Annotated in this window: 22 protein-coding genes; 15 read left to right on the top strand and 7 right to left on the bottom strand. The window is 44.6% G+C overall.

The features are described from left to right. Window positions 1–77: 77 nt before the first annotated feature. The 7 genes from HFU86_RS12310 (at window position 78) to HFU86_RS12280 (ending at window position 6,184) form a co-directional block, all read left to right on the top strand. On the top strand, window positions 78–1,466 hold the full coding sequence (locus HFU86_RS12310; RefSeq protein WP_132495490.1) for an amino acid permease: 1,389 nt from the start codon (window positions 78–80) through the stop codon (window positions 1,464–1,466). 193 nt (window positions 1,467–1,659) lie between these two features. Further along, window positions 1,660–2,592: a 50S ribosomal protein L3 N(5)-glutamine methyltransferase gene (gene prmB, locus HFU86_RS12305; protein WP_036949367.1), complete on the top strand. Its 933-nt coding sequence runs from the start codon at window positions 1,660–1,662 to the stop codon at window positions 2,590–2,592. Between the two features lie 116 nt (window positions 2,593–2,708). Continuing rightward, entirely contained in the window at window positions 2,709–3,797 is a 1,089-nt protein-coding gene (aroC, locus tag HFU86_RS12300; protein WP_132495488.1) for a chorismate synthase, read from the top strand. 176 nt (window positions 3,798–3,973) lie between these two features. After that, window positions 3,974–4,777, top strand: a complete 804-nt coding sequence (locus tag HFU86_RS12295; protein ID WP_132495486.1) for a TSUP family transporter — start codon at window positions 3,974–3,976, stop codon at window positions 4,775–4,777. 17 nt (window positions 4,778–4,794) lie between these two features. After that, the gene (locus HFU86_RS12290) at window positions 4,795–5,343 is read left to right on the top strand and encodes an elongation factor P hydroxylase (protein ID WP_036949374.1); all 549 of its coding nucleotides are present in this window, start codon (window positions 4,795–4,797) and stop codon (window positions 5,341–5,343) included. A gap of 30 nt (window positions 5,344–5,373) precedes the next feature. Further along, a complete protein-coding gene (locus tag HFU86_RS12285) occupies window positions 5,374–5,646 on the top strand; it encodes a YfcL family protein (RefSeq protein WP_036949376.1) in 273 nt (90 codons plus the stop codon). A gap of 4 nt (window positions 5,647–5,650) precedes the next feature. Further along, window positions 5,651–6,184 (top strand): GNAT family N-acetyltransferase, encoded by a 534-nt coding sequence (locus tag HFU86_RS12280; RefSeq protein ID WP_108478569.1) that lies wholly within the window; start codon window positions 5,651–5,653, stop codon window positions 6,182–6,184. A 65-nt stretch (window positions 6,185–6,249) separates the two neighbouring features. Here the strand turns inward: HFU86_RS12280 and mnmC are convergent, their stop codons facing one another. Continuing rightward, a complete protein-coding gene (gene mnmC / locus HFU86_RS12275) occupies window positions 6,250–8,280 on the bottom strand; it encodes a bifunctional tRNA (5-methylaminomethyl-2-thiouridine)(34)-methyltransferase MnmD/FAD-dependent 5-carboxymethylaminomethyl-2-thiouridine(34) oxidoreductase MnmC (protein WP_336431771.1) in 2,031 nt (676 codons plus the stop codon). A gap of 201 nt (window positions 8,281–8,481) precedes the next feature. Between mnmC and fabB the strand changes: the two genes are divergently transcribed. The 3 genes from fabB (at window position 8,482) to HFU86_RS12260 (ending at window position 10,549) form a co-directional block, all read left to right on the top strand. Beyond that, the gene (gene fabB / locus HFU86_RS12270) at window positions 8,482–9,693 is read left to right on the top strand and encodes a beta-ketoacyl-ACP synthase I (RefSeq protein WP_036952643.1); all 1,212 of its coding nucleotides are present in this window, start codon (window positions 8,482–8,484) and stop codon (window positions 9,691–9,693) included. Window positions 9,694–9,857: 164 nt separating this feature from the next. Then, entirely contained in the window at window positions 9,858–10,112 is a 255-nt protein-coding gene (locus HFU86_RS12265) for a hypothetical protein (protein ID WP_132495480.1), read from the top strand. Between the two features lie 113 nt (window positions 10,113–10,225). Beyond that, window positions 10,226–10,549: a hypothetical protein gene (locus HFU86_RS12260; RefSeq protein WP_187129355.1), complete on the top strand. Its 324-nt coding sequence runs from the start codon at window positions 10,226–10,228 to the stop codon at window positions 10,547–10,549. A gap of 85 nt (window positions 10,550–10,634) precedes the next feature. Here HFU86_RS12260 and HFU86_RS12255 read toward each other — a convergent pair whose 3' ends face one another. Then, entirely contained in the window at window positions 10,635–11,561 is a 927-nt protein-coding gene (locus HFU86_RS12255; protein WP_187129354.1) for a LysR family transcriptional regulator, read from the bottom strand. A 102-nt stretch (window positions 11,562–11,663) separates the two neighbouring features. On the opposite strand from HFU86_RS12255, the gene HFU86_RS12250 reads away from it, so the two are divergent. Continuing rightward, window positions 11,664–12,134 (top strand): DMT family transporter, encoded by a 471-nt coding sequence (locus HFU86_RS12250; RefSeq protein WP_132495476.1) that lies wholly within the window; start codon window positions 11,664–11,666, stop codon window positions 12,132–12,134. 103 nt (window positions 12,135–12,237) lie between these two features. Here the strand turns inward: HFU86_RS12250 and HFU86_RS12245 are convergent, their stop codons facing one another. The 3 genes from HFU86_RS12245 to HFU86_RS12235 are packed head-to-tail and all read right to left on the bottom strand — an operon-like array spanning window position 12,238 to window position 15,173. Beyond that, window positions 12,238–13,746 carry a tripartite tricarboxylate transporter permease gene (locus HFU86_RS12245; protein ID WP_036952658.1) on the bottom strand — a complete coding sequence of 503 codons (1,509 nt, stop codon included), beginning with the start codon at window positions 13,744–13,746 and terminating at the stop codon, window positions 12,238–12,240. A gap of 10 nt (window positions 13,747–13,756) precedes the next feature. Next, complete coding sequence (locus tag HFU86_RS12240) at window positions 13,757–14,188, bottom strand: tripartite tricarboxylate transporter TctB family protein (protein WP_036952661.1); 432 nt, start codon at window positions 14,186–14,188, stop codon at window positions 13,757–13,759. A gap of 10 nt (window positions 14,189–14,198) precedes the next feature. Then, on the bottom strand, window positions 14,199–15,173 hold the full coding sequence (locus HFU86_RS12235) for a Bug family tripartite tricarboxylate transporter substrate binding protein (RefSeq protein WP_108478573.1): 975 nt from the start codon (window positions 15,171–15,173) through the stop codon (window positions 14,199–14,201). Window positions 15,174–15,547: 374 nt separating this feature from the next. Between HFU86_RS12235 and tctD the strand changes: the two genes are divergently transcribed. Both tctD and HFU86_RS12225 read left to right on the top strand, forming a co-directional pair. After that, on the top strand, window positions 15,548–16,216 hold the full coding sequence (tctD, locus tag HFU86_RS12230; protein ID WP_132495474.1) for a transcriptional regulator TctD: 669 nt from the start codon (window positions 15,548–15,550) through the stop codon (window positions 16,214–16,216). Continuing rightward, window positions 16,213–17,649 carry a sensor histidine kinase gene (locus HFU86_RS12225; RefSeq protein WP_036952669.1) on the top strand — a complete coding sequence of 479 codons (1,437 nt, stop codon included), beginning with the start codon at window positions 16,213–16,215 and terminating at the stop codon, window positions 17,647–17,649. Before tctD ends, HFU86_RS12225 begins: the two co-directional genes overlap by 4 nt. A gap of 91 nt (window positions 17,650–17,740) precedes the next feature. Here the strand turns inward: HFU86_RS12225 and HFU86_RS12220 are convergent, their stop codons facing one another. After that, window positions 17,741–18,661, bottom strand: a complete 921-nt coding sequence (locus HFU86_RS12220) for a DMT family transporter (protein ID WP_187129353.1) — start codon at window positions 18,659–18,661, stop codon at window positions 17,741–17,743. A gap of 98 nt (window positions 18,662–18,759) precedes the next feature. Here HFU86_RS12220 and HFU86_RS12215 point away from each other — a divergent pair, with 98 nt between their 5' ends. After that, the gene (locus tag HFU86_RS12215; RefSeq protein WP_187129352.1) at window positions 18,760–19,557 is read left to right on the top strand and encodes an AraC family transcriptional regulator; all 798 of its coding nucleotides are present in this window, start codon (window positions 18,760–18,762) and stop codon (window positions 19,555–19,557) included. 11 nt (window positions 19,558–19,568) lie between these two features. Here HFU86_RS12215 and HFU86_RS20180 read toward each other — a convergent pair whose 3' ends face one another. After that, window positions 19,569–20,432, bottom strand: a complete 864-nt coding sequence (locus HFU86_RS20180) for a hypothetical protein (RefSeq protein ID WP_336431770.1) — start codon at window positions 20,430–20,432, stop codon at window positions 19,569–19,571. 266 nt (window positions 20,433–20,698) lie between these two features. Here HFU86_RS20180 and pdxB point away from each other — a divergent pair, with 266 nt between their 5' ends. Beyond that, entirely contained in the window at window positions 20,699–21,823 is a 1,125-nt protein-coding gene (gene pdxB, locus HFU86_RS12205; protein WP_187129350.1) for a 4-phosphoerythronate dehydrogenase PdxB, read from the top strand. Window positions 21,824–21,868 lie beyond the last annotated feature (45 nt).

Raw genomic sequence — 21,868 nt, 5'->3', positions numbered from 1 at the left:
GTGTTTTAGAAGCAGCCGACTATGTATCGGCTGCGAATTCTCTTCGAAACGACTGATAAAAATACGAAGGACACAACATGCAAAGCACATCACAACTTGCGCGTGGGCTTTCTGCGCGCCACATCCGATTTATGGCCCTCGGTTCAGCAATAGGAACGGGGTTATTCTATGGTTCAGCCAAAGCCATTGAAACTGCCGGTCCGGCCGTTTTACTGGCTTATATTATTGGGGGCGCGGCTGTTTTTATGGTGATGCGCGCGCTCGGTGAAATGGCGGTTCGCAGCCCATTGGCAGGGTCATTCTCTCAATATGCTAGCCACTATTTAGGTCCGCGAGCGGGCTTTTTCACAGGCTGGACATATGTTTTTGAAATGCTAATTGTCTGCTTGGCTGACGTCACGGCATTTGGGGTCTATATGAAATTATGGTTCCCTGATGTGGCTCAGTGGATTTGGGTACTCAGTATTATCTGCTTTATTGGTGCTATTAACCTGTGCCATGTAAAAACATTCGGCGAAATGGAATTTTGGTTATCGATAGTTAAAGTGGGGGCGATTGTCGCGATGATCGTCGGCGGTGCTGCCATTATGATGTTTGGTTTTGGTCAAGCCTCTGAACATGCGGTTGGAGTATCAAACCTATTTGACCATGGCGGGTTTATGCCAAATGGCATAGGCGGGGTCATAGCCTCATTTGCGGTGGTGATGTTTGCTTTTGGTGGAATCGAAGTCATCGGGATCACGGCGAGCGAAGCCAAAAACCCAGAAGTGACCATTCCAAAAGCCATTAATGCGGTGCCTGTACGTATCTTACTGTTTTACGTATTAACGCTGTTTGTACTGATGTGCATCTACCCATGGAACCAGATTGGTCAAAATGGCAGCCCGTTTGTGCAGATTTTTGATAGCTTAGGTATTTCAGCTGCGGCGAATATCTTGAACGTAGTGGTGATCACCGCTGCCATCTCGGCAATTAACAGTGACATTTTTGGTGCAGGTCGCATGATGTACGGCATGGCTCATGAAGGGCAGGCGCCTAAATCATTCACTAAGTTAACCAAAAATGGGGTGCCATGGATGACGGTGTTAGTCATGGTGCTGGTGCTGTTTATTGGTGTGGTTCTGAACTATCTGATCCCTGAAGATGTGTTCTTAGTGATCGCTTCGATTGCCACGTTTGCCACGATTTGGGTCTGGTTCATGATTTTACTGGCACAATTTGCGATGCGCCGTAAGATGACGCCAGAGCAAGTTCAGCAATTGAAATTCCCAGTGCCGATGTGGCCAGTTGCGCCTATCCTTGCAATTGCCTTTATGGTGTTTATTTTCGGTGTATTAGGTTATTTCGAAAGTACTCGAATTGCGCTGTATGTGGGGATTGGTTGGTTGTTGTTACTCACTATTGCTTACGCGGTATGGGTGAAAAAACCGGAAGAAACCGAGAAAGAAGTCGAAGAATTAGCGTAACGTTTTTAATATCATGATAAACACTGCGCCCTTGATGAAAATCCGGGGCGCGGTTATTTTTAGCGCCAAAATGCGCAAACAAGTGCTTATATGCGTATTTTCTTACATTAATCTGCTGATTTGTCTTTCACTTCGTGGCAAACTTTAGCCATTCAAATTTTCCCTTTTAATCCACAGGCAGGAGAATCCCTTCTTGGAAAAGATCTTCGTTGATGAAGCCGTCGCAGAACTTCATACCATTCAAGACATTTTACGTTGGACCATGAGCCGCTTTAATGCTGCCAATATCTATTATGGTCACGGCACCGATAACCCATGGGATGAAGCTTTACAGTTAGTTTTGCCAAGCCTGTATTTACCGCTGGATTTACCGGATGAGCTACTAACTTCGCGCCTGACTCCAACGGAGCGTCACCGCATTATTGAGCGCGTATTACGCCGTATCAATGATCGTATTCCAGTTGCCTATCTGACTAACAGTTCGTGGTTCTGTGGACATGAATTCTATGTGGATGAGCGAGTGCTGATCCCGCGTTCGCCAATTGGTGAGCTGATTAACAACCATTTTGTGGGCTTATTATCTGATGAACCACAAACCATCCTCGACCTGTGTACGGGAAGTGGCTGCATCGCGATTGCCTGCGCCCATGAATTCCCTGAAGCCGAAGTGGATGCCGTGGATATCTCTACGGATGTCTTGGCTGTGACGGAGCAAAACATTGCGAATCATGGTTTAGAGCACCGGGTGATCCCAATTCGTTCTGATTTATTCAGAGATATGCCAGACGTTAAATATGACCTGATTGTCACCAATCCGCCGTATGTGGATGCCGAAGATATGGACGATCTGCCACAAGAGTTCCGTGTCGAGCCTGAGCTGGCGTTGGCGGCTGGTAGCGATGGTCTGAAACTGGTTCGCCGCATTCTCGCTAACGCTCCGCGCTTCTTAACTGAAGAGGGGATTTTGGTGTGCGAAGTGGGTAACAGCATGGTGCATCTGATTGACCAATATCCAGATATTCCATTTATCTGGCTAGATTTTGAATTTGGTGGTGACGGCGTATTTATGTTAACCCGTGAACAATTGGTGGAACATCACGAGCACTTTGCTCTTTATATTGATTAATATATTAATTAATAAAGAGTTGCGTTACTCGGCATAATCAAATAAAACATAATAATTACGCATAACATCATATTTCTTAACAAGTATAAGAATCGCAAGCAAATAGGAAACAGGGAATGGCTGGAAATTCAATTGGGCAACTGTTTCGTGTGACCACTTTTGGAGAGTCACACGGGCTAGCATTAGGCTGCATCGTTGACGGTGTTCCGCCGGGATTAGCACTGACCGAAGCAGATTTACAAATAGATTTAGACCGCCGTCGTCCAGGCACATCGCGCTATACCACTGCGCGCCGTGAACCTGACCAAGTGAAAATCCTATCGGGGGTTTTTAACGGTGTGACGACAGGCACCAGTATCGGTCTATTAATTGAAAATACTGATCAACGTTCCCAAGATTATGGTGCGATTAAAGACGTGTTCCGTCCAGGGCACGCCGATTACACATATGAACAGAAATATGGTCTGCGCGATTATCGCGGTGGCGGGCGTTCATCTGCTCGTGAAACAGCGATGCGTGTTGCTGCGGGGGCGATTGCCAAGAAATACTTGCAAGAGAAATTTGGCATTCAAATTCGTGCATGTCTGACCCAAATGGGCAGCGTAGAGTGTGAAATTAAAGATTGGTCGATTGTCGAAGAAAACCCATTCTTCTGCCCTGATCCAAGTAAATTGGATGCCCTTGATGAGCTGTTACGTGGCTTGAAAAAAGAGGGGGATTCCATTGGTGCAAAAGTCACCGTTGTGGCTGAGAACGTTCCCGCGGGTTTAGGCGAGCCAGTTTTTGACCGCTTAGATGCCGACATCGCCCATGCGCTGATGAGCATTAATGCAGTAAAAGGCGTTGAAATTGGCGATGGTTTCGGTGTGGTGAGCTTAAAAGGCAGTGAAAACCGCGATGAAATCACCCGCCACGGTTTTACATCTAACCACGCAGGCGGAATTTTAGGGGGCATTAGCAGCAGCCAGCCGATTATTGCCCATATCGCCATGAAACCGACCTCTAGCATTACCGTTTCAGGAAAAACCTTGAATCGTGATGGTGAAGAGGTTGAGATGATCACCAAAGGTCGCCATGACCCTTGTGTGGGCATTCGCGCGGTGCCTATCGCGGAAGCCATGATGGCGATTGTGCTGATGGATCACTTTTTGCGTCACCGTGGGCAATGTGCGGATGTTGTGCCAGCAATGGCGCCATTCGAATAAGTCATTGACGTTTTTCAGTGGATATTCTTGCTTGGCAAGGGTATCCACTGTGAGTTAAAGGTTAGGATGAAACCTCGATTATAATCCATCCGGGCTGTGATATTGCTTAACTTTCAATAAGATAACCAATAAATAACAAATCTGCATCGTGATAGTTTACTTATCTGGAATGTGAAATGGATTGGCTTACCGCCGTTGCGCCTGAAGTTTACGCTCTGCTGTTTTTTGTCGCTCTACTTGCTGGTTTTATTGACTCTATCGCTGGGGGCGGTGGTTTACTGACGATTCCTGCGCTGCTTTCTGTGGGGATCACCCCTGTCGAAACCTTGGCGACCAATAAATTACAAGCCATTGGCGGTTCATTCTCTGCCACACTCTATTTTGCAAGACGTAAAGCCATTAATTTGCGAGAGCAAATTTTCCCGGTGGTCATGACCATAATAGGGGCAATGCTCGGGGCAATTTTAATTCAATCCATCGATACCGCATTTTTGAAACAGCTGTTACCTGTAATGGTCATCTGTGTCGGGCTCTATTTCTTACTCACACCCTCTTTGGGTGTGCAAGATAGACCTCAGCGCGTCAGCATGCCAATCTTTGGGGTTGCTGCGGGGATGAGTATCGGCTTTTATGATGGGGCATTTGGTCCAGGAACTGGCTCATTTTTAGCGCTCGCTTATGTCCTGCTATTAGGGTATAACCTCGCCAAAGCTACCGCCCATGCTAAATTGTTAAATTTCGCCTCCAATTTCGGATCTTTGATCTTTTTTATTATCGGAGGTCATGTTCTTTGGGTACTCGGTTTTGTTATGCTTGCCGGCCAAATGGTTGGTGCGAGACTTGGCGCTCGCTTAGTGTTAACCAAAGGACAAAAACTTATCAGGCCGATGATCGTCGTGATTTCACTCTTAATGAGTATTAAGCTGTTAAATGACAGCCACGGTGACGAGATTAAAGCTTGGTTTCTCACATTATTTTAAGATAATTTAAGCGTTCCATGACCCAACATCATTATCAGCAACTTATTGATATTTTCGAACAGTGTTTCGGCGAAGAGTACAATACCAAATTGGTAAAAGGGGACGATGAGCCTGTCTATTTACCTGCCGATGACACCACACCATACAACCAAATTGTGTTTGCACATGGCTTTTTTACCAGTGCACTCCATGAAATTTCTCACTGGTGCATTGCGGGGGAAAAACGCCGCCAGCAAGTGGATTACGGTTATTGGTACTGCCCAGATGGTCGCGATGAAAAAACTCAGTGTGACTTTGAAGTGGTCGAAATCAAACCTCAAGCATTGGATTGGTTTTTCTGTGTGGCAACAGGTATCCCATTTAATGTGAGTTGTGACAACTTGGAAGGGGATTTTGAACCTGACCGTATCGCCTTTATGCGCAAAGTGCATGGTCAAGTGATGGAGTACCTTGAAAAAGGTATTCCAGAGAGACCACTGCGCTTTATTAATGCGTTACAATCGTTTTACAATACACCCCCACTTTGCGCGGAATTGTTCCCTTATCCGGAAGATATTTTCGCCTAATAGAATCACTCACTACAGTAAGGATTAAGCATGCTTGCGGATTTTGAAACACGCATACTGACAAAAATTGATGATATGGTTGAACATGCCAGCGATGATGAGCTGTTTGCTGGTGGCTATCTGCGTGGTCACTTAACCCTTGCTGTAGCAGAGCTGGAAGAAGAGAACGAAACCAGTGTTGATGCACTGTATCAGCGCGTTGAGCTGAGTATCCAAAACGCCATCAAAGCAGGTGAATTGACCCCGCCAGACCAAATTTTGGTGCTGGGCATGTGGAAAACATTGTTAGATACCGTGCGTTAGTTTTATGGACTCTATTGACCGCATGTATTCTATTCGATTAGCAACCCATGAAGATGCCCAATTTTTACCTGAGGTAGAAGCGTCTGCGGGGCAGACTTTTGCTGGGCATTCGAAGTTTGATTGGATTGCCCAAGGTGAAGTTCAACCGGAAGAAAACCATATTGAGTGTATTGCGAATGGCTTAGAGTGGCTCGCTGTGGATAATCATGATCAGCCTGTTGGTTTTATTATGGCGGAGCATTTGAGCGATAGCCTGCATATTGTGGAGCTTTCAGTTCAGCAGTCAGCGCAAGGGCAGGGCTTAGGTAAGCGGCTTATTCAGCAGGTTATTGAGTTCGCTCAGTCCCAACAGATTGGTCAGGTTACACTAACCACATTTCGTGATATTCCGTGGAATGCGCCGTATTATCAGCGCCTTGGTTTTTCGATAATGGAAGAGGCGCAATTGACGCGCGAATTACAAGATATCTTGCAACACGAAGTGGATGCAGGGTTTCAAAGCATTGATCGCTGTGCCATGCAGTTGAGCGTGAATTAATCTCAATATTACTTCGTTCTGAGGGCTTCCAAATGGAAGCCCTTTTTCGTTTATGCTTCTTTTGTTCACGCCTCTTTCGTCGTGATTGGACGTCCCGCCAGCAGTTTTCTCACCCAAAAACGATTTGGATGTAATGCGGCAAGCACGTCATCGTCGGCAGGCATCGGCTCGTCAAAAATTTGAGCGGCGAGGATTTCAGCACAAAGTGGTGCAGTGGAAAGCCCTCGTGCTCCTAATGCTCCGAACACAAACAGATTAGGATAGGCTGGAGAGAGTTCAACAGGTTGTTGACGGTGAAGTTGCTCGGGGAAATTCGCATATTGCTGCATCAGGGCATCGAAGTCAGGCACATTACCAAGTAGTGGCATATGGTCGCGGATCACGCAGCGGATCCCTTGGCGTGACTGTTGGTCGGAGATATCCACCTGCGACGCCCAATCCACATCCGGTAGGCTGGTGAGCAGCTTTTGCAGATTTTCTTTCTGCTCTTCCTCGGAGTATTCAAGGCTCAAATTATCTCGTTGGTAGCTAGCCCCCAAGCAGTGATGCTGGTTTGTAGCATCTTCTGGTGTCATATAGCCTTCGAAGCACAGCACGGTTTTTAATTGCTGCAATGCCGGGTTTGTTGGGATATGGCTGACTTGACCACGCACAGGCGTGATAGGTAAGTTTTTCGTTTGCTCAAACTGATTCAGTAAGTGGCCATTGGCAATCACCACGGTTTGATGATGGGCAGTTTGCTGGTTATCGAATGTCAGTTCCCAGCTTTCCTCTGAGTGCTGTAAGTCGGTGACTGACAGACCAAAGTGGAAATTAACGCCTTCTTCAGTGAGTTTTTGCGCTAAGCTTTCGCATAATTGCGCAGGGCAGATCCAGCCACCAGTAGGGTAATAAATACCTCGATGATTGACATCCACACCACTAAGTTCACTGAGTTGTTGCCTATCTTTACCAACGGCAAATTCTTCTGGCCAGTCAGTTTGCAGCATGTTATCGATTTTTTTTGTGGATTTAGGGTTATACGCCATTTGGCTTACCCCGCACCATTGCCCATTAAATTCGATACCTTGCGTACTAAGTTGCTGATAAAAACGAGTTGCAAACGGGAAACCACTGACAAAAAAGCGTTCTAAGGCATTATCGTTCCCGGTTAAGAGAGGGTAGACTGCGCCTTGACGGTTTCCAGATGCGTTTTGCGCGACATGCTGGTCTTGACAATAAATCGTGACATTCGCCCCGCGTTTTTTGAGTGAATTGGCTAAGGCGAGGCTGGCAATTCCACCGCCAATAATCGCGATATCATCAGTATGAGATGCGGGTTGACGCGCAAACCAAGGTGCCATCGGGCGAGTCAGATTATTTTCTAGTACTCCCGTCAGCATTTGACGCTTTTGACCAAATCCTTTGGTCTTCATGATAGTAAAGCCCGCTTGTTGTAATCCGCGTTTGACAAATCCGGCTACCGTAAAGGTGGCAAATGTACCGCCTTTACGCGCAAATTTTGCCATTGCAGCGAACAACTGTTCGCTCCACATCTGCGGATTTTTGGACGGTGCAAAACCATCTAAAAACCATGCATCTATCTTGTTGTTTAAATTGTCATTAAGTATGGATACTTGCGTATTTACATCACCAATCCATAAATCGAGGGTGATTGCGCCATTTTCTAAAATAATTCGATGGTTACCGGGTAGGGCGGGTGGCCACTGTTCACACAATTGCTCTGAGAGCTCAGCTAATTCAGGCCAACAACGGTGCGCGGCGATTAAATCGGCTTTTGATAACGGGTATTTTTCAAAGCTAATAAAATGTAATCGTTGTAATTTTGCATTGGGATTTTCGGTTTTGAATTGATTGAAGACCTGCCATAAAGCGAGAAAATTCAATCCGGTACCAAATCCTGTCTCGGCAATCACACAAGTTTCATCTTGGTGTGTTAGAAATCGCTGTGGAAAATGGTTTCCCTGCAAAAACACATGGCGACTCTCTTCTAAGCCATTTTGGTTAGAAAAATAGATGTCTTCAAACTGTTCTGAAATCGGTGTGCCTTCCTCATTCCAACTGAGGTGAGCGGTTTGTACAGCTGTCTTTTTCACGTTTAAGCCCGTTATTGCAAAATCATATTCAAATTCTAACGCTGATATCACTGTAAGGCTACCGTCACATAAAAGCCTTATTTGTGTCATGATAAAAAAAATACAAATATTTACCCTGATCGGACTTGTTCAGCGTACAAGTGTAAGCTAAAGTGACACCTGTAATCCCGTAATCATATAATTATAGACATGAGGTAACGAATGAAGCGTGCAGTCATAACTGGCCTAGGTATTGTTTCCAGCATTGGTAATAACCAGGAAGAAGTACTGGCTTCTCTGAAGGAAGGTCGTTCCGGGATCACTTTCTCAGAAGAATTTAAAGAGGCAGGGCTGCGTAGCCATGTCTGGGGTGATGTAAAGCTGGATACTGAAGGTCTGATTGACCGTAAAGTCCGCCGTTTCATGAGTGATTGCTCTGTCTATGCTTACCTGTCAATGGAACAGGCGATTAAAGATTCAGGTTTAGCGGAAGACCAAGTGTCTAACCTGCGTACGGGTGTTGTTGTTGGCTCTGGTGGTGGTTCCCCACGTAACCAAGTAGCTGGTTCTGACGGTATGCGTGCAAAAGGTCTGCGTGGTGTGGGCCCATATATGGTGACTCGTGCAATGGCTTCCGGTATTTCTGCTTGCTTAGCAACACCGTTCAAAATCAAAGGCGTTAACTACTCAATCAGCTCTGCATGTTCAACTTCTGCGCACTGTATCGGTCACGCGGTTGAACTGATCCAACTGGGTAAACAAGATGTTGTGTTTGCGGGTGGCGGTGAAGAACTGAGCTGGGAAATGACGTGTGAGTTCGATGCAATGGGTGCGCTGTCGACTAAGTACAACGAAACTCCATCAAAAGCATCAAGAACGTATGACCAAGACCGTGATGGTTTTGTTATTGCAGGCGGTGGCGGTATCGTCGTGGTTGAAGAGTTAGAGCACGCATTAGCACGTGGCGCACACATTTACGCCGAAGTTGTTGGCTACGGCGCAACTTCAGACGGTGCTGATATGGTGGCTCCATCTGGCGAAGGCGCAGTGCGTTGTATGCAAATGGCAATGCAGGGTGTTGATAAAATCGATTACATCAACACACACGGTACTTCAACGCCAGTCGGTGATACTAAAGAGTTAGAAGCTATCCAAGAAGTGTTTGGTCATGATTGCCCAGCACTTTCTGCAACCAAAGCGATGACAGGTCACTCTTTAGGTGCAGCGGGCGTTCAAGAAGCGATTTATAGCTTGCTGATGTTAGAGCATGGTTTTATCGCACCAAGCATTAACGTTGAAAATTTAGATGAGAAAGCGAAAGGCTTGAACATCATCACCAAACCAACTGAGCAAGCGCTGAACACAGTGATGTCTAACAGCTTCGGTTTCGGTGGTACTAACGCAACGTTAGTGATGAGCAAATACAAAGCGTAAGTTTCATTCACTGAAATGCACTAAATAGAAAGCGAGGGCCAAGGCTCTCGCTTTTTTTATGGCTTAATGATTGCCGCCACCATAATCATCATTTTATTAAATTACCGTAATGAAAATAGTGACATGATATCGACTCAAATATTCATTCACGTTGAGGAATTAAAATGAACATAACTCGATTTAATATGGCGGTTTTAAAGCAGGATATTAAGATTTTAGGTACCGTAGTCGTTAACTACATTCGCAGTAAATTCAGTGCGTTGCTAAAAACTGTGCGTAATGTTGACATGCCATTCCCATTGCATAAAGAAAAGGTGCTACAAAGGCTGAATGTAAATATCCCAGAAGAAGTGATAGCCGAGGAGCTGGATTTTCATGATACTAAATTATACACATTAGGAAAAAATGACGTTAAGTAGCACGTCGTTTCTTATCGCTATTTAAGGTTATCAGAATTATCCACGAGTCTTTTATTGCCAAATTGTTTATAAATGCATGACACAGCATTTAATCAAAAAGAAAGGTAAAAAAGATGGCGTATTGGACGGCGAAGAGTGTTCCGGAATTAGCAGGATTAGAGAGAAAAGAGCAAGGACGCCTATTTCGTCAATGCCTAAAAGAAGATAAAAAACGCATGGGCGCAAAATATTGGAAACTCACTGGACTCGCGGTTTTACTTTCTGCTGTATTAGCTTTTATGCTGTTTTTCTTTGGTTTCTTTTCAGGTGGTTTTCTAGGCGGTGCATTGTTAGGCGGTATGATCGGTGCCTTGTTTGTCTTTATTGTACAAACACCAACCATTGATGTGGGTCGCGAATGGTTACGTGAGCAGGGCTATCCGAAACAAGACATCTAGGATAGGTCAAGTGAAGAAAAAAGTGAGAGCCAAGGCTTTCGCTTTTTTTATAAATTCTGATAGATAGTAGAAATCCTGCCCCTTGTTAACCCTCGTTTTCGCCATAAAACTCGCGGTCATCTTTTAATTGTTCAGCGATAATGCCTCTAAACCACTCTAATGCTTTATCAGTATCACTACGTTGGTGCCATACCATTTGGAAATCCAAATCAGGAAGAGGTAGTGGCGGCGCAAATAACGTAAACTTGCCTAACATGGATTGAGGTATCGCTTTTTCCGCCACCGTTAGGATCAAGTCAGTTCCTGTTAATAATTGGGGGGCAATTTGCCAGTAAGGCACAGTCACGGCAACACGGCGCTGTTGGTTAATTAATTGGAGTTGATGGTCTATTTCGTTAGCATCAAAAGGCTTCATACTCACTAAAATGTGGGGATGGGATAGCCAATCAACTAAATCCATTTTGCCTTGTGAACCGAGCTGATGATCAACGAGACTGACAAATTTATCAGTAAAAACAGTTTGATTTCGTAACGAGTAATCTAGAGTATTAAATATACCGAATGCTAAATCTAAGCTCCCTTCATGCAATTTATTTTGCATTTCTTCCCGACTACAATGCCAGATATTGAGGTCAATATTGGGTGCATATTTGCGTAAATAAGAAACCAGTTTTACAGTAATTAAAGCCGCGCCATAATCGGACATCGCGATATTAAAGCGTCTTTGGCAGCTGAGTGGAGAAAACTGTTTTTGGGCAATCAAACCATCTAACTGGTTTAATGCTTCATTTAATGGGAGACAAAGAGACTCAGCTTTGCTGGTTAATTGATATTGGCCTTCACGGCGAACCAATAATGGGTCTTGAAAAATGTCTCTCAATTGATTTAATGCATGGCTGACCGCGGGCTGGCTTTTATGTAAAGCTTCTGCCGCTCGGCTGACATGACGTTCCCGTAATAAGACTGACAACGTCACGAGTTGATTTAAATCTAATTTTCTTAAGTTATTCATCCTACGAATAGTGCCTTATAAAATTGTTCATTTTCCAATGTCGTTATCTCTCTTTACTATGGCAACCAATCAACTTAAGTCAATATTAATGAAGAGGTTTCGATGTCAGCATTTTCAATCACAAGTATCATACTTGCCTTTGTTGCATTATTGGCAGGTGCAGTTGTACCAATCCAAGCAGCAAGTAATGCCATACTTGCTCGGCAATTAGGTCACCCATTGTGGGCGAGCGCGACATCGCTTGTGATCAGTTTAATTGTGTTAATTCCACTATTAATTATTTTTAAAGTACCAAAACCCCATTTTAGTACCGAGTTATTTAATCAACCCATCTGGATCTGGTTTGGTGGTATCGCAGGGATGCTCTATCTCACTTCGGCTTTGATTTTAGTCCCTAAGATTGGCAGTACGACATTCTTTGTTTTGGTGATTGCGGGTCAATTAATTATTTCCGCGCTTATTGAGCAATTTGGCTGGTTTGGCATGAATCGAAATCCCATTCCAATTGAGAAAGTGGTGGGTATTGGTTTAGTGATTCTAGGGGTTTTATGCGTCCAATTTTCACGAAAGTAATGGTATCGCACCTAAGTAATGCATTTTTACTAGGGGGATTTATCAGTAGACCTGCCCCATTTTCATGGGGCGAAGCCTGACAGTCATAACGTACAATTTGGAATTAGGCTTGCGCGGTTTGATGGCGACGTTTGCGAATAAGCTTCACAATCGGTGGTAACACCAGAACCAGCACCGCCAGAATTAATAAGCTCTTAGAAATAGTGCTACTCCAGAGAATATTAAAATCCCCATTACTGATAGATAACGAGCGTCGCAGGTTTTGTTCTAACATTTCACCCAAAACAAACCCGAGGATCAGCGGAGATAGCGGGAAATTCATCTTCCGCAAGATATAGCCGAAGACCCCAAGCCCCATCATTAACAGTAGGTCAAAAGTGGTGCTGTGTACGGCGTAAACGCCCACCGCAGAGACACAAGCAATGGCAGGGACTAAGAACCACAGTGGCACGGTGAGCATACGAGTGAATAAACCGATGAGCGGAATATTCATTACCAACAACACGACGTTAGCGATAAGCAGTGCAGCAATTAATCCCCAAACGATATGTGGTTGTTCAGTAAACATGCCTGGACCTGGGGTGATGTTATACAGAGTCAGCGCCCCCATCATTACTGCCGTCGTGCCTGAACCCGGAACACCGAGGGTTAACATCGGAATAAATGACCCACAGGCAGAGGCGTTGTTGGCGGCTTCAGGTGCCGCGACACCGCGAACATCCCCTTCACCAAATGTCCCTTTATCCCCCGCAATTTTTTTCTCTGTCATATAGGTGATGGCACTAGCGATAGTCGCCCCTGCACCCGGTAAAATCCCCACAAAAAAGCCAATAAATGAGGAGCGTAACGTTGGACCAGCACAGGCCTTGGCTTCTTTCTTGCTAAATAACATTCGACCCGTTTTGCGGATCAATCCTTGTCCTGTTGCCGTGCTTTCTAGCATGAGTAATATTTCACTGACAGAGAACAGACCAATAACCACGACGATAAACTGGACGCCATCGGATAGGTTAACGCTGTCAAAGGTAAAGCGGTATTCCCCAGAGTTGGCATCGACACCGACAGTTGCTAGCGCCAAACCAATCAACGCTGCGAGTAGCGATTTGACGGGATTTTGGCTCATCATACTGCCTAAACACGCGATAGCAAAAACCATCAATGCGAAATATTCAGCAGGACCAAATGCGAGTGACCATTGTGCCAGTAAAGGTGCAAATAAAATGATCCCAACAATCGCAATAGTGGAACCGATAAATGAACTGACGGCAGAAATCGAGAGCGCGATACCGCCTTGACCTTGCTTCGCCATCGGATAACCATCTAACGTGGTCATGATCGCCGCAGCGTCACCGGGAACGTTCAATAGGATGGCGGAAATTCGTCCTCCATACTCACAGCCTAAATAAACGGTTGCCAACAAAATTAGGGCAGATTCAGCCGGTAACTTTAGTGCAAATGCCAATGGCAATAGAATTGCGACACCGTTAATTGGGCCAAGACCCGGTAACATACCGACAATGGTACCGATAAAGCAGCCAATCAGCCCAATCATAATGTTTTGAGGGATCAGCGCGACCTCAAAGCCTTGAGATAAATACATCCACGTTTCCATACTTTTCTCCTTAGCTAAAAAGCTCGCCGATTGGCAATGTCACATCGAGTAATCGGTCAAAGGCATAGAATAGGGAAATGCCTAGGATTGGACCGGAAATCAGGGCGGCTATCGGGGTTGCACCAAATAACAGGGCAACGCTGATGGTCAACAAAGTGGTCGATAATGGAAATCCTAACCACTCAAACGCCCATGCATAAATAACTAATGCAATGATTAACAAGACTAAACGGCGCAAGACATAGGGCTTTGGCCATTCAACCGCTTCTTGGCGACCCAGCAGGAGTGCGAGTGCGCACAGGGTCATTAATGACAGTATGGCAATCGGGAAGGGGCGGGGGCCCAGTGGTTCATAGGTAAACTCACTTTGGATGCCCCAGCCGATATATAGCCCGATACCACACAGTATTAGCCAGACTATGGCAAATATGCGTTGGCTCATGGTGACTCCGTTATTTTGCTAACCCGAAGGAACGCGCTTGCTCACGGTAGTTCTCAACTTCTTTTTTCACGTAAGCGTCCAGTTCTGGGCCCGATAAGTTGTATTCAAACAAGCCTCGTAATTCACGCTGCTTTTTAAATTCGTCGGTTTGTTGTAATTTTTGGAAGGCTTCAACCCATTGATTGTAATCCGCATCGGACACTTTTGGTCCCATGTAAAATCCGCGAATGATTGGCCAAACTATGTCATAGCCTTGCTCTTTAGCGGTTGGGATATTAGCGAGCCCATCCGGTAGGCGTTTATCCGCATATACCGCAAGGATGCGGATTTTTCCGTCACTGATATAGGGGGTCATTTCACTGATATCACCGGAGATCACTTGGATATGGTTACCTAACAGGGCTGTCAGTGTTTCGCCACCGCCTTCGAAAGCAACATAGCGCATTTTTCGTGGGTCTAAATCGATCGCTTTGGCGAGCAACGCCGTTTTCATCCAATCTTGGCTACCGATGGAGCCACCTGCACCGAAGACAATGCTGTTTGGATCTTTTTTGAAGGCGTCCATCAGTTCGCCTAAGGTTTTATAAGGGGAGTCTGCACGCACGGCAATCATGCCATAGTCACTGCCAACACTCGCTAGCCAGCGAACATCATTTTCGTTGTAACGACCAAATTTACCTTGTGCAAGGTTGAGTAAGGAGCCACCAGAGAATGCGACGATGGTTCCCGGCTCAGCTGGGCGTTGAGCCACAATGGCATTGTAGGCAACGGCACCAATTCCACCTGGCATGTAAGTTACACGCATCGGTTTTTCGATTTCTTTGGTTTCCAGCATGGAGACTTGAACGAGTTTACAGGTTAAGTCAAAGCCACCGCCAGGTTTGGCTGGGGCAATACATTCGGTTCTTTCGGGTAACGCCATTGCTTGGTTAACGCCAACTAAAAAAATTGCTGCAGCTAAGGTATTGATTGTGAACTTCTTCATACTTCATTCCTCACTAGACAATAATTAAGTTACTTGGTTGTTGTTGGTTATGTCGTTATGGATATGCCGTTGTAGATGAATATGTTTTTGTAGATAAATAACTGTGGGCGATGTTTGTTCGCCACTCATCATTGTATTGAGAACCTTTCATTTACCTTTCATTAACAAACAAAATTATTTTTATGTGATACATATCAGATTGTTTTATATTATCCCTTCTTATATTTGTTAATTTAATGTTAATTTTTATTTATGGCAGCAGGTTAACGAAGGATAGTTGTGATAGCTTTGGTAAAAATCATGTTTAACACTTTTCATTCAATCGAGAGAGTGCCAACTTATACGCATAAATAATCATAATGAGTGGGCGACGGATGAGAATGTTATTGGTTGAAGATCATGACGAGTTGTCATTGTGGTTACAAAAAGCCTTAACCGCATCGGGATTTGCTGTTGATATTGCCAGTGATGGCTATAGTGCTGACCAGTTATTACAAACTGAAAATTATTCGTTGGTGGTATTGGATGTTTCATTGCCACGGATGAGTGGTTTGGATGTATTAGCCCAGATGCGCAAGCGGCATCAAGAAACACCTGTGCTGCTATTAACGGCGAATTCAGATGTGGCTGACCGGGTAAAAGGGCTGAATGCAGGGGCGGATGATTACCTGACTAAACCCTTTGATATTGCCGAGTTAGAAGCCCGAGTGCGCGCGCTATTACGTCGTAGCCAAGGGAATGCGAATAGCGACCAATGTTTCGGTGATCTCTGTTTTCATGACGAGGGTTATTTTTCACTGAAGGCGGAGCCGCTAGGTTTAACCCCGCGAGAATACGCGGTATTGAATACACTTTTTCATCGCAGAGGGCGACCTGTTTCAAAAACACAATTATTTGAACAGGTATTCTCACTGTCGGATGAAGCCAATTTACAAAGTATTGAACTGTATGTACATCGAGTTCGTAAAAAACTCGCGGGTTCAGATATTAATATCAATACTTTACGCGGATTGGGATACCGATTAGAGCAGTGTAGTGTATGAAATTAGTCTCTCATCCACGCTCTCTCTTTCATCAGTTGCTGCTTTTCTTCGGTATCCCCCTCATTTTGTTGGGAAGTTTCTCCGTTTATACCCACTATTATAGTGCTAAAAACGCCGCAAACCTCGCCTATGACCGGACATTACTGGCGTCGGCGAGAACGGTGGCGGAGCGATTACAAGTTGTGGATGAACATCTTTCCGTGAATGTGCCTTACGTGGTACTCGATAGCTTTGAACTGAACAACAATGACCGTCTGTTTTACCAAGTCATCGCCCCTCATGGGGAAACCATTTCTGGCTATGATGACCTACCACCAATCCCCCCTTACTGGATGCGCTCTCAACATTACACGGCCTTAGTCTACTTTTATGATGCGGAATATATGGGGCTTCCCATTCGCGTAGCGACCTTTTTCCAACCGATTAATGAAGGTGGGATCCAAGGCATGGTGGAGATCCGCGTCGCTGAAACGGTGTATGCTCGGCAAGATTTTGCCAATCAATTGCTGATCTCGGCTTTGATGAGCCAAGGTACTGTGGTGGTTGTGACACTGATATTGGCGTATTTGCTATTACGTAAGTTATTAACACCGTTGAAAAAACTTTCTAATCTCATGTTGGGTCGTGCCGCGAATGACCTAACTCCAATCCCGAATGTGTTGCCATGGTCAGAACTTTCGCCTCTGGTGGATGCATTGAACCGCTATGTGGAGCGATTAAGGCGTATGTTAAAACGCCAAGAGCGTTTCAGTGCAGATGCTTCCCATCAATTAAAAACCCCGTTAGCCGTATTAAAAACTCAAGTTTCGGTGGCTCTTAATAGCGATGATGAGCAACAGAAACAGCAAAGTTTGCAGGCGATTAATAAAACTTTGGATAACACCATTGTATTAACTGATCGGTTATTGCAGCTTGCCCGTTTAAAAGAGCACGAAAAAGAGGCGATCAGGCTTTATCGTGCAGTTAATTTGGTCGAAATTGTTCAGCAAGTCTGTTTTACCCGCTTAGGGCAATCCGAAAGTAAGCAGATTGATTTAGGCTATGAGGGGCTAGAACATTGTTGGGTGAAAGGGGATGCTATTTTGCTGGCGGAAATGTGTGCGAACTTAATCGATAATGCGATTAAATATACCCCAGAGAAGGGAGTTGTTACGGTACGTATTATTGCAGATGAAAGTCATAAGTCGATGATCAAGTTGGAAATTGAAGACTCAGGACCTGGTATCGAAAATAAATATATTCACCGCTCATTAAAAGCCTTCATGCGCTTGAATAATGCCAAAGGGCTGGAAGGTTCAGGGTTGGGTTTGGCGCTTGTAAAAGATATCGCCAGTTATCACGGATCAGAATTGCAGCTGTTAAAGAGTGAGCATCTCGGAGGCCTGTTGGTACGTATCACTTTGAAGGCGAGCCGGGCACCGAAGAAAGCTTAGTGGTAAAACCAATTAGACATAAAATAAACAAAGCCCCATAACATTGAAGTAGATTTATGGGGCTTTTAATCAATCGAACTATTAATGTGGCTTACTGGCAAGTCTCTTCTTCTAACGCTTTTTTCTTGCGAGAAAATAGCTGAGTGAGCGGGGTGCGCAGTTGTTGAGCTAACATCACACCGAGTAACACGATTCCGCCCCCAATTAAGTGGTAACTCTTTAACTCTTCCCCAAGTGTGAATACCGCGATAATGGCAGTAAATACCGGCGCGAGGTTCATAAAGATAGAGGTGGTATTGGCGCCTAAGCGGAGCACGCCTTGGATCCACATTGCTGGAGCCAGAATCGATGCGGCAATCCCTGCGAATAAAACTAACCCGATATTATTGCTGTTAAGGCTCACATCATCTGCCATCAAGAAGTTTGGAATTAATAATAAAACCCCAAAGAAGACTTGTACGTACAGTGAATCCCAACTCGATAGCTGAATAGACCAACGCTTAGTTAATACCCCGTACAAGGCATAAGCGGCGGAAGCGACGATCATCAGCAATTCACCTTGACCCAATCCATTATCCAGTAATGAACTTGGGTTCCCTTGACTGACTAACCAAGCCAATCCAAACAGAGACAGAACGGAACCAACAACAATCCCAACGGTTGGGATCACCCTCAAAACAAAAATACTGATCACCACAGTTAATAGCGGAATAAATGAGTTCATAACCCCCATAAATGTCGCGCTTACCGTATGTGCGGCATAGTAAGCCAAACTTTGATACAGCATCATCCCCAAAGCACCTAAGATGGCCAGTTGCCACCAATGTTGCTTAACCACTTTGGCGTGGCGCAGTACCGAGCGCAGAACAAATGGGGTCATGACTAAAAATGCCAGAGCCCAGCGATAAAACGAAATGGCAGCAGGGTCAATCGCCGTTGCAGCGGCTTTGTTGACGATGGCATTTATGGACCATAATAAAACCGCGGTCAGCGGAAACAGGAAATATTTCATTAACAACGTTCTCCCTAATCAGTCACAGGAGTATACATCTGTCCGAAATATTATATATACTGATATTCAGACAATCGATAACGCTTTTCAGACAGCCTATGAATAATTTAAAAAATGATGTTCTGCAAATTAACGAATGCAATATTATTGAGCCTGAATTTATTGCCTTGCGTCATGAACAAATCAACCAGCAAACCGAATACAAATCCCATTCCCATACCTTTGGTCAATTGCTGTATGTGGTCTGCGGGATTATGGAAATGGAAGTGGAAGGCAAACATTATATGGCACCGCCAGAGTTTTGCATCTGGATCCCCGCTAATACCCAACATGCGAGTTTTAATAAGCAGAGTGTCAAATTTCGGATTATTGATTTTGCCCAATCTTATACACCGCGACTTGCCAGTAAGGCATGTGTTGTGCGATTAAGCCCCATTTTCCATACGATCATGACGGATATGTATCAACGGGGCATTGTTCAGCCCGAAACCGAGCAGGATATTCGTTTGGGGGAGGTATTGATTGACCAATTTGCTATTTCGCCATGCCAAGATACCTATTTACCCACCAGCAAAGATAAATTGTTAGCGCCGATTTTAGCGGAGCTACAGCAAGATCCTGCGGATAATACAACGCTTGCCCAGTGGGCAAAGCGGGCTTATACCTCGGAGCGAACATTATCTCGCCGTTGCCAACAAGAGCTGAGTATGTCATTCAGCGAGTGGCGCCAGCGACTACGTTACTTACATGCAGTGGCTGGATTGGATAAAGGTAAAAGTGTCCATGAAGTTGCTTTGGATGTGGGGTATAGCTCGGCATCTGCATTTATTGCGATGTTCCAGCAAATTTCAGGGGTCACTCCAGACCGGTTTCGGATGAAAGAGTTGACCCCATAGTAGAGGGAAAATCAATATACATAATTGTATTTGATATTAGCGTGGTAGTTGTACACGCTATCTTTCCCTCCGTGTTCATCTTTAATTAATGTGGTGATCTTTTTTTCCGCGTCGGTGCACCTTCCTAACGTATTCCAGCTGTTACAGGTGGTCGCGGTTGTTTCGGTGGTAAAAAATTCTTCAATGGTTTTGTTGGTTAACATTCTGTCATCATCATCATAGGTAAACTCTTTGACGGTTGAGTCAGACTGCATGCGAACTAAGCGATTTTTCGCATCATAGAGGAAGGCTGTTTTCACACTATCATTTTCTAGCGTACTGACTCGGTTGGATTCAGACAATCTTCCCTTATCATCTGTTAAAAAAGTGGTGACAGCTCTCGTTAACATGCGCTCTTTGTCGAGCGTCGTTGTATAAGAAGAATCTTTGGCTTCGGTTATTTTTCCATTCTGATCAGTGAAAAACTTCCCGTTCATTTTTTGCTGCAAGATAGTTTTTTCAACATTATCTTGATTAATAACAGACAGTTTAAATGCGGATTTGTAATCCCAACCGTGACCATTTTTTTTCATGCTCATGTCAATAGATTTGACGGATACACTGTCGTGGATGCTGAATTTGACAACTTCATGACTAGTTAACTCGATTAGAGCTCCACAATCATCAAACTTCGTTTGAACTGTATTGTTGATGTAATCATCTTGACTGGTGGTGTGTAAATTCATCTCTTTTAACGAGTCGTTAAATGGGCGCTCTTGGGCAAAGACGAAATTATTAAAGTTGTTGATGGCGATGGTGTCCGTCGAGCAGTTTAGGTCGCCAGCATAGGCATAAAACGAACACATTAGGGGGAGCGACAGTAATACTTTTTTCACAATCAATATGCCTTTCAAAATAAATGCTTTCCTGAAAAATGAATAACTTTTAATGTGGTTTTGCTGATTAAACATGAAATTCTTTAGATTAGATAGTCAGACTCATCTGTAAGATTGTTTAATAAAAAGAAAAATGAAATGTCGCCGAATAGATTATCAATTTCAACCAAAAGCATTGTCATGTAAATGATTCAGCCTATCGACGATTTGGAGTATAGTGTGGCAGCCAAATCGGGCATGACACACATTCTATTGGGACGAATTCCGTGAAAATTTTGGTTGATGAAAACATGCCATATGCTCAAACACTATTTAGTGAGCTAGGCGAAGTTAAAGCAGTACCAGGGCGCCCAGTGCCAGAACAGGAACTGACTGATGCAGATGCATTAATGGTGCGCTCAATTACCAAAGTGAATAAATCATTACTGAGCAATACGCCAGTAAAATTCGTCGGCACGGCAACAGCAGGGTTTGACCATGTTGATACCCAGTGGCTTGCCGAGGCCAATATTGGATTTTCTTCAGCGCCAGGGTGCAATGCCATTGCTGTCGTTGAGTATGTTTTTTCTGCATTACTGATGCTGGCGGAACGCGATAACTTTGATTTGCGCGATAAAACCGTGGGGATAGTGGGTGTTGGTAATGTGGGAGGGCGTTTGTATAAACGTCTGCAAGCGTGGGGCGTGAATACCGTATTATGTGACCCTCCTCGAGCAGATAAAGGTGACCAAGAAGTTTTTGTTCCATTCGATTCGCTACTGGAGCAGGCTGACATTTTAACCTTCCATACGCCGCTCAATATGGAGGGCGAATATTCAACTTTCCACTTAATGAATGAGTCTCGACTAGCCAATCTACGTGACGGCACCATTTTGGTGAATGCAAGTCGTGGTGAAGTGGTGGACAACCAAGCGCTATTACAGTTGCTTGAGCAAGGTAAACCGCTGAGTGTGGTATTGGATGTGTGGGAGCCTGAGCCTGATCTGGATACAGAATTACTGGCATATGTGGATATCGGTACGCCGCATATTGCAGGCTATACTTTAGAGGGTAAAGCACGAGGAACAACCCAAGTCTTTGAAGCTTATTGCGAATTCCTAGGTAAGCCTGCGAATGTATCTTTGGCATCGCTGTTACCGAAACCGGATATCGACTGCATTAATTTCAATGGTAAATTAACGCAAAGCCAGCTCAAAAGATTAGTGCATCTCGTGTATGATGTGCGCCGTGATGATGCATCGTTGCGCGCAGTGGCTGGCATTTCCGGTGAGTTCGATAAATTACGTAAACACTACCAAGAACGCCGTGAATGGTCATCGTTAACAGTTCAATGCGATAACCAAGAGACAGCCCAGTTACTGATCGAATTAGGCTTTAACGCAAAAATTTAATAACAGATTCTTTTAGGTGAAATAAGCGACTAATCACAGCTTGTT

This window comes from Providencia sp. JUb39 (assembly GCF_012272845.1).
GTDB lineage: Bacteria > Pseudomonadota > Gammaproteobacteria > Enterobacterales > Enterobacteriaceae > Providencia > Providencia lanzhouensis.
Note: the sequence above shows the minus strand (reverse complement) of the source record. Positions and strands in the feature narration are given on the sequence as shown.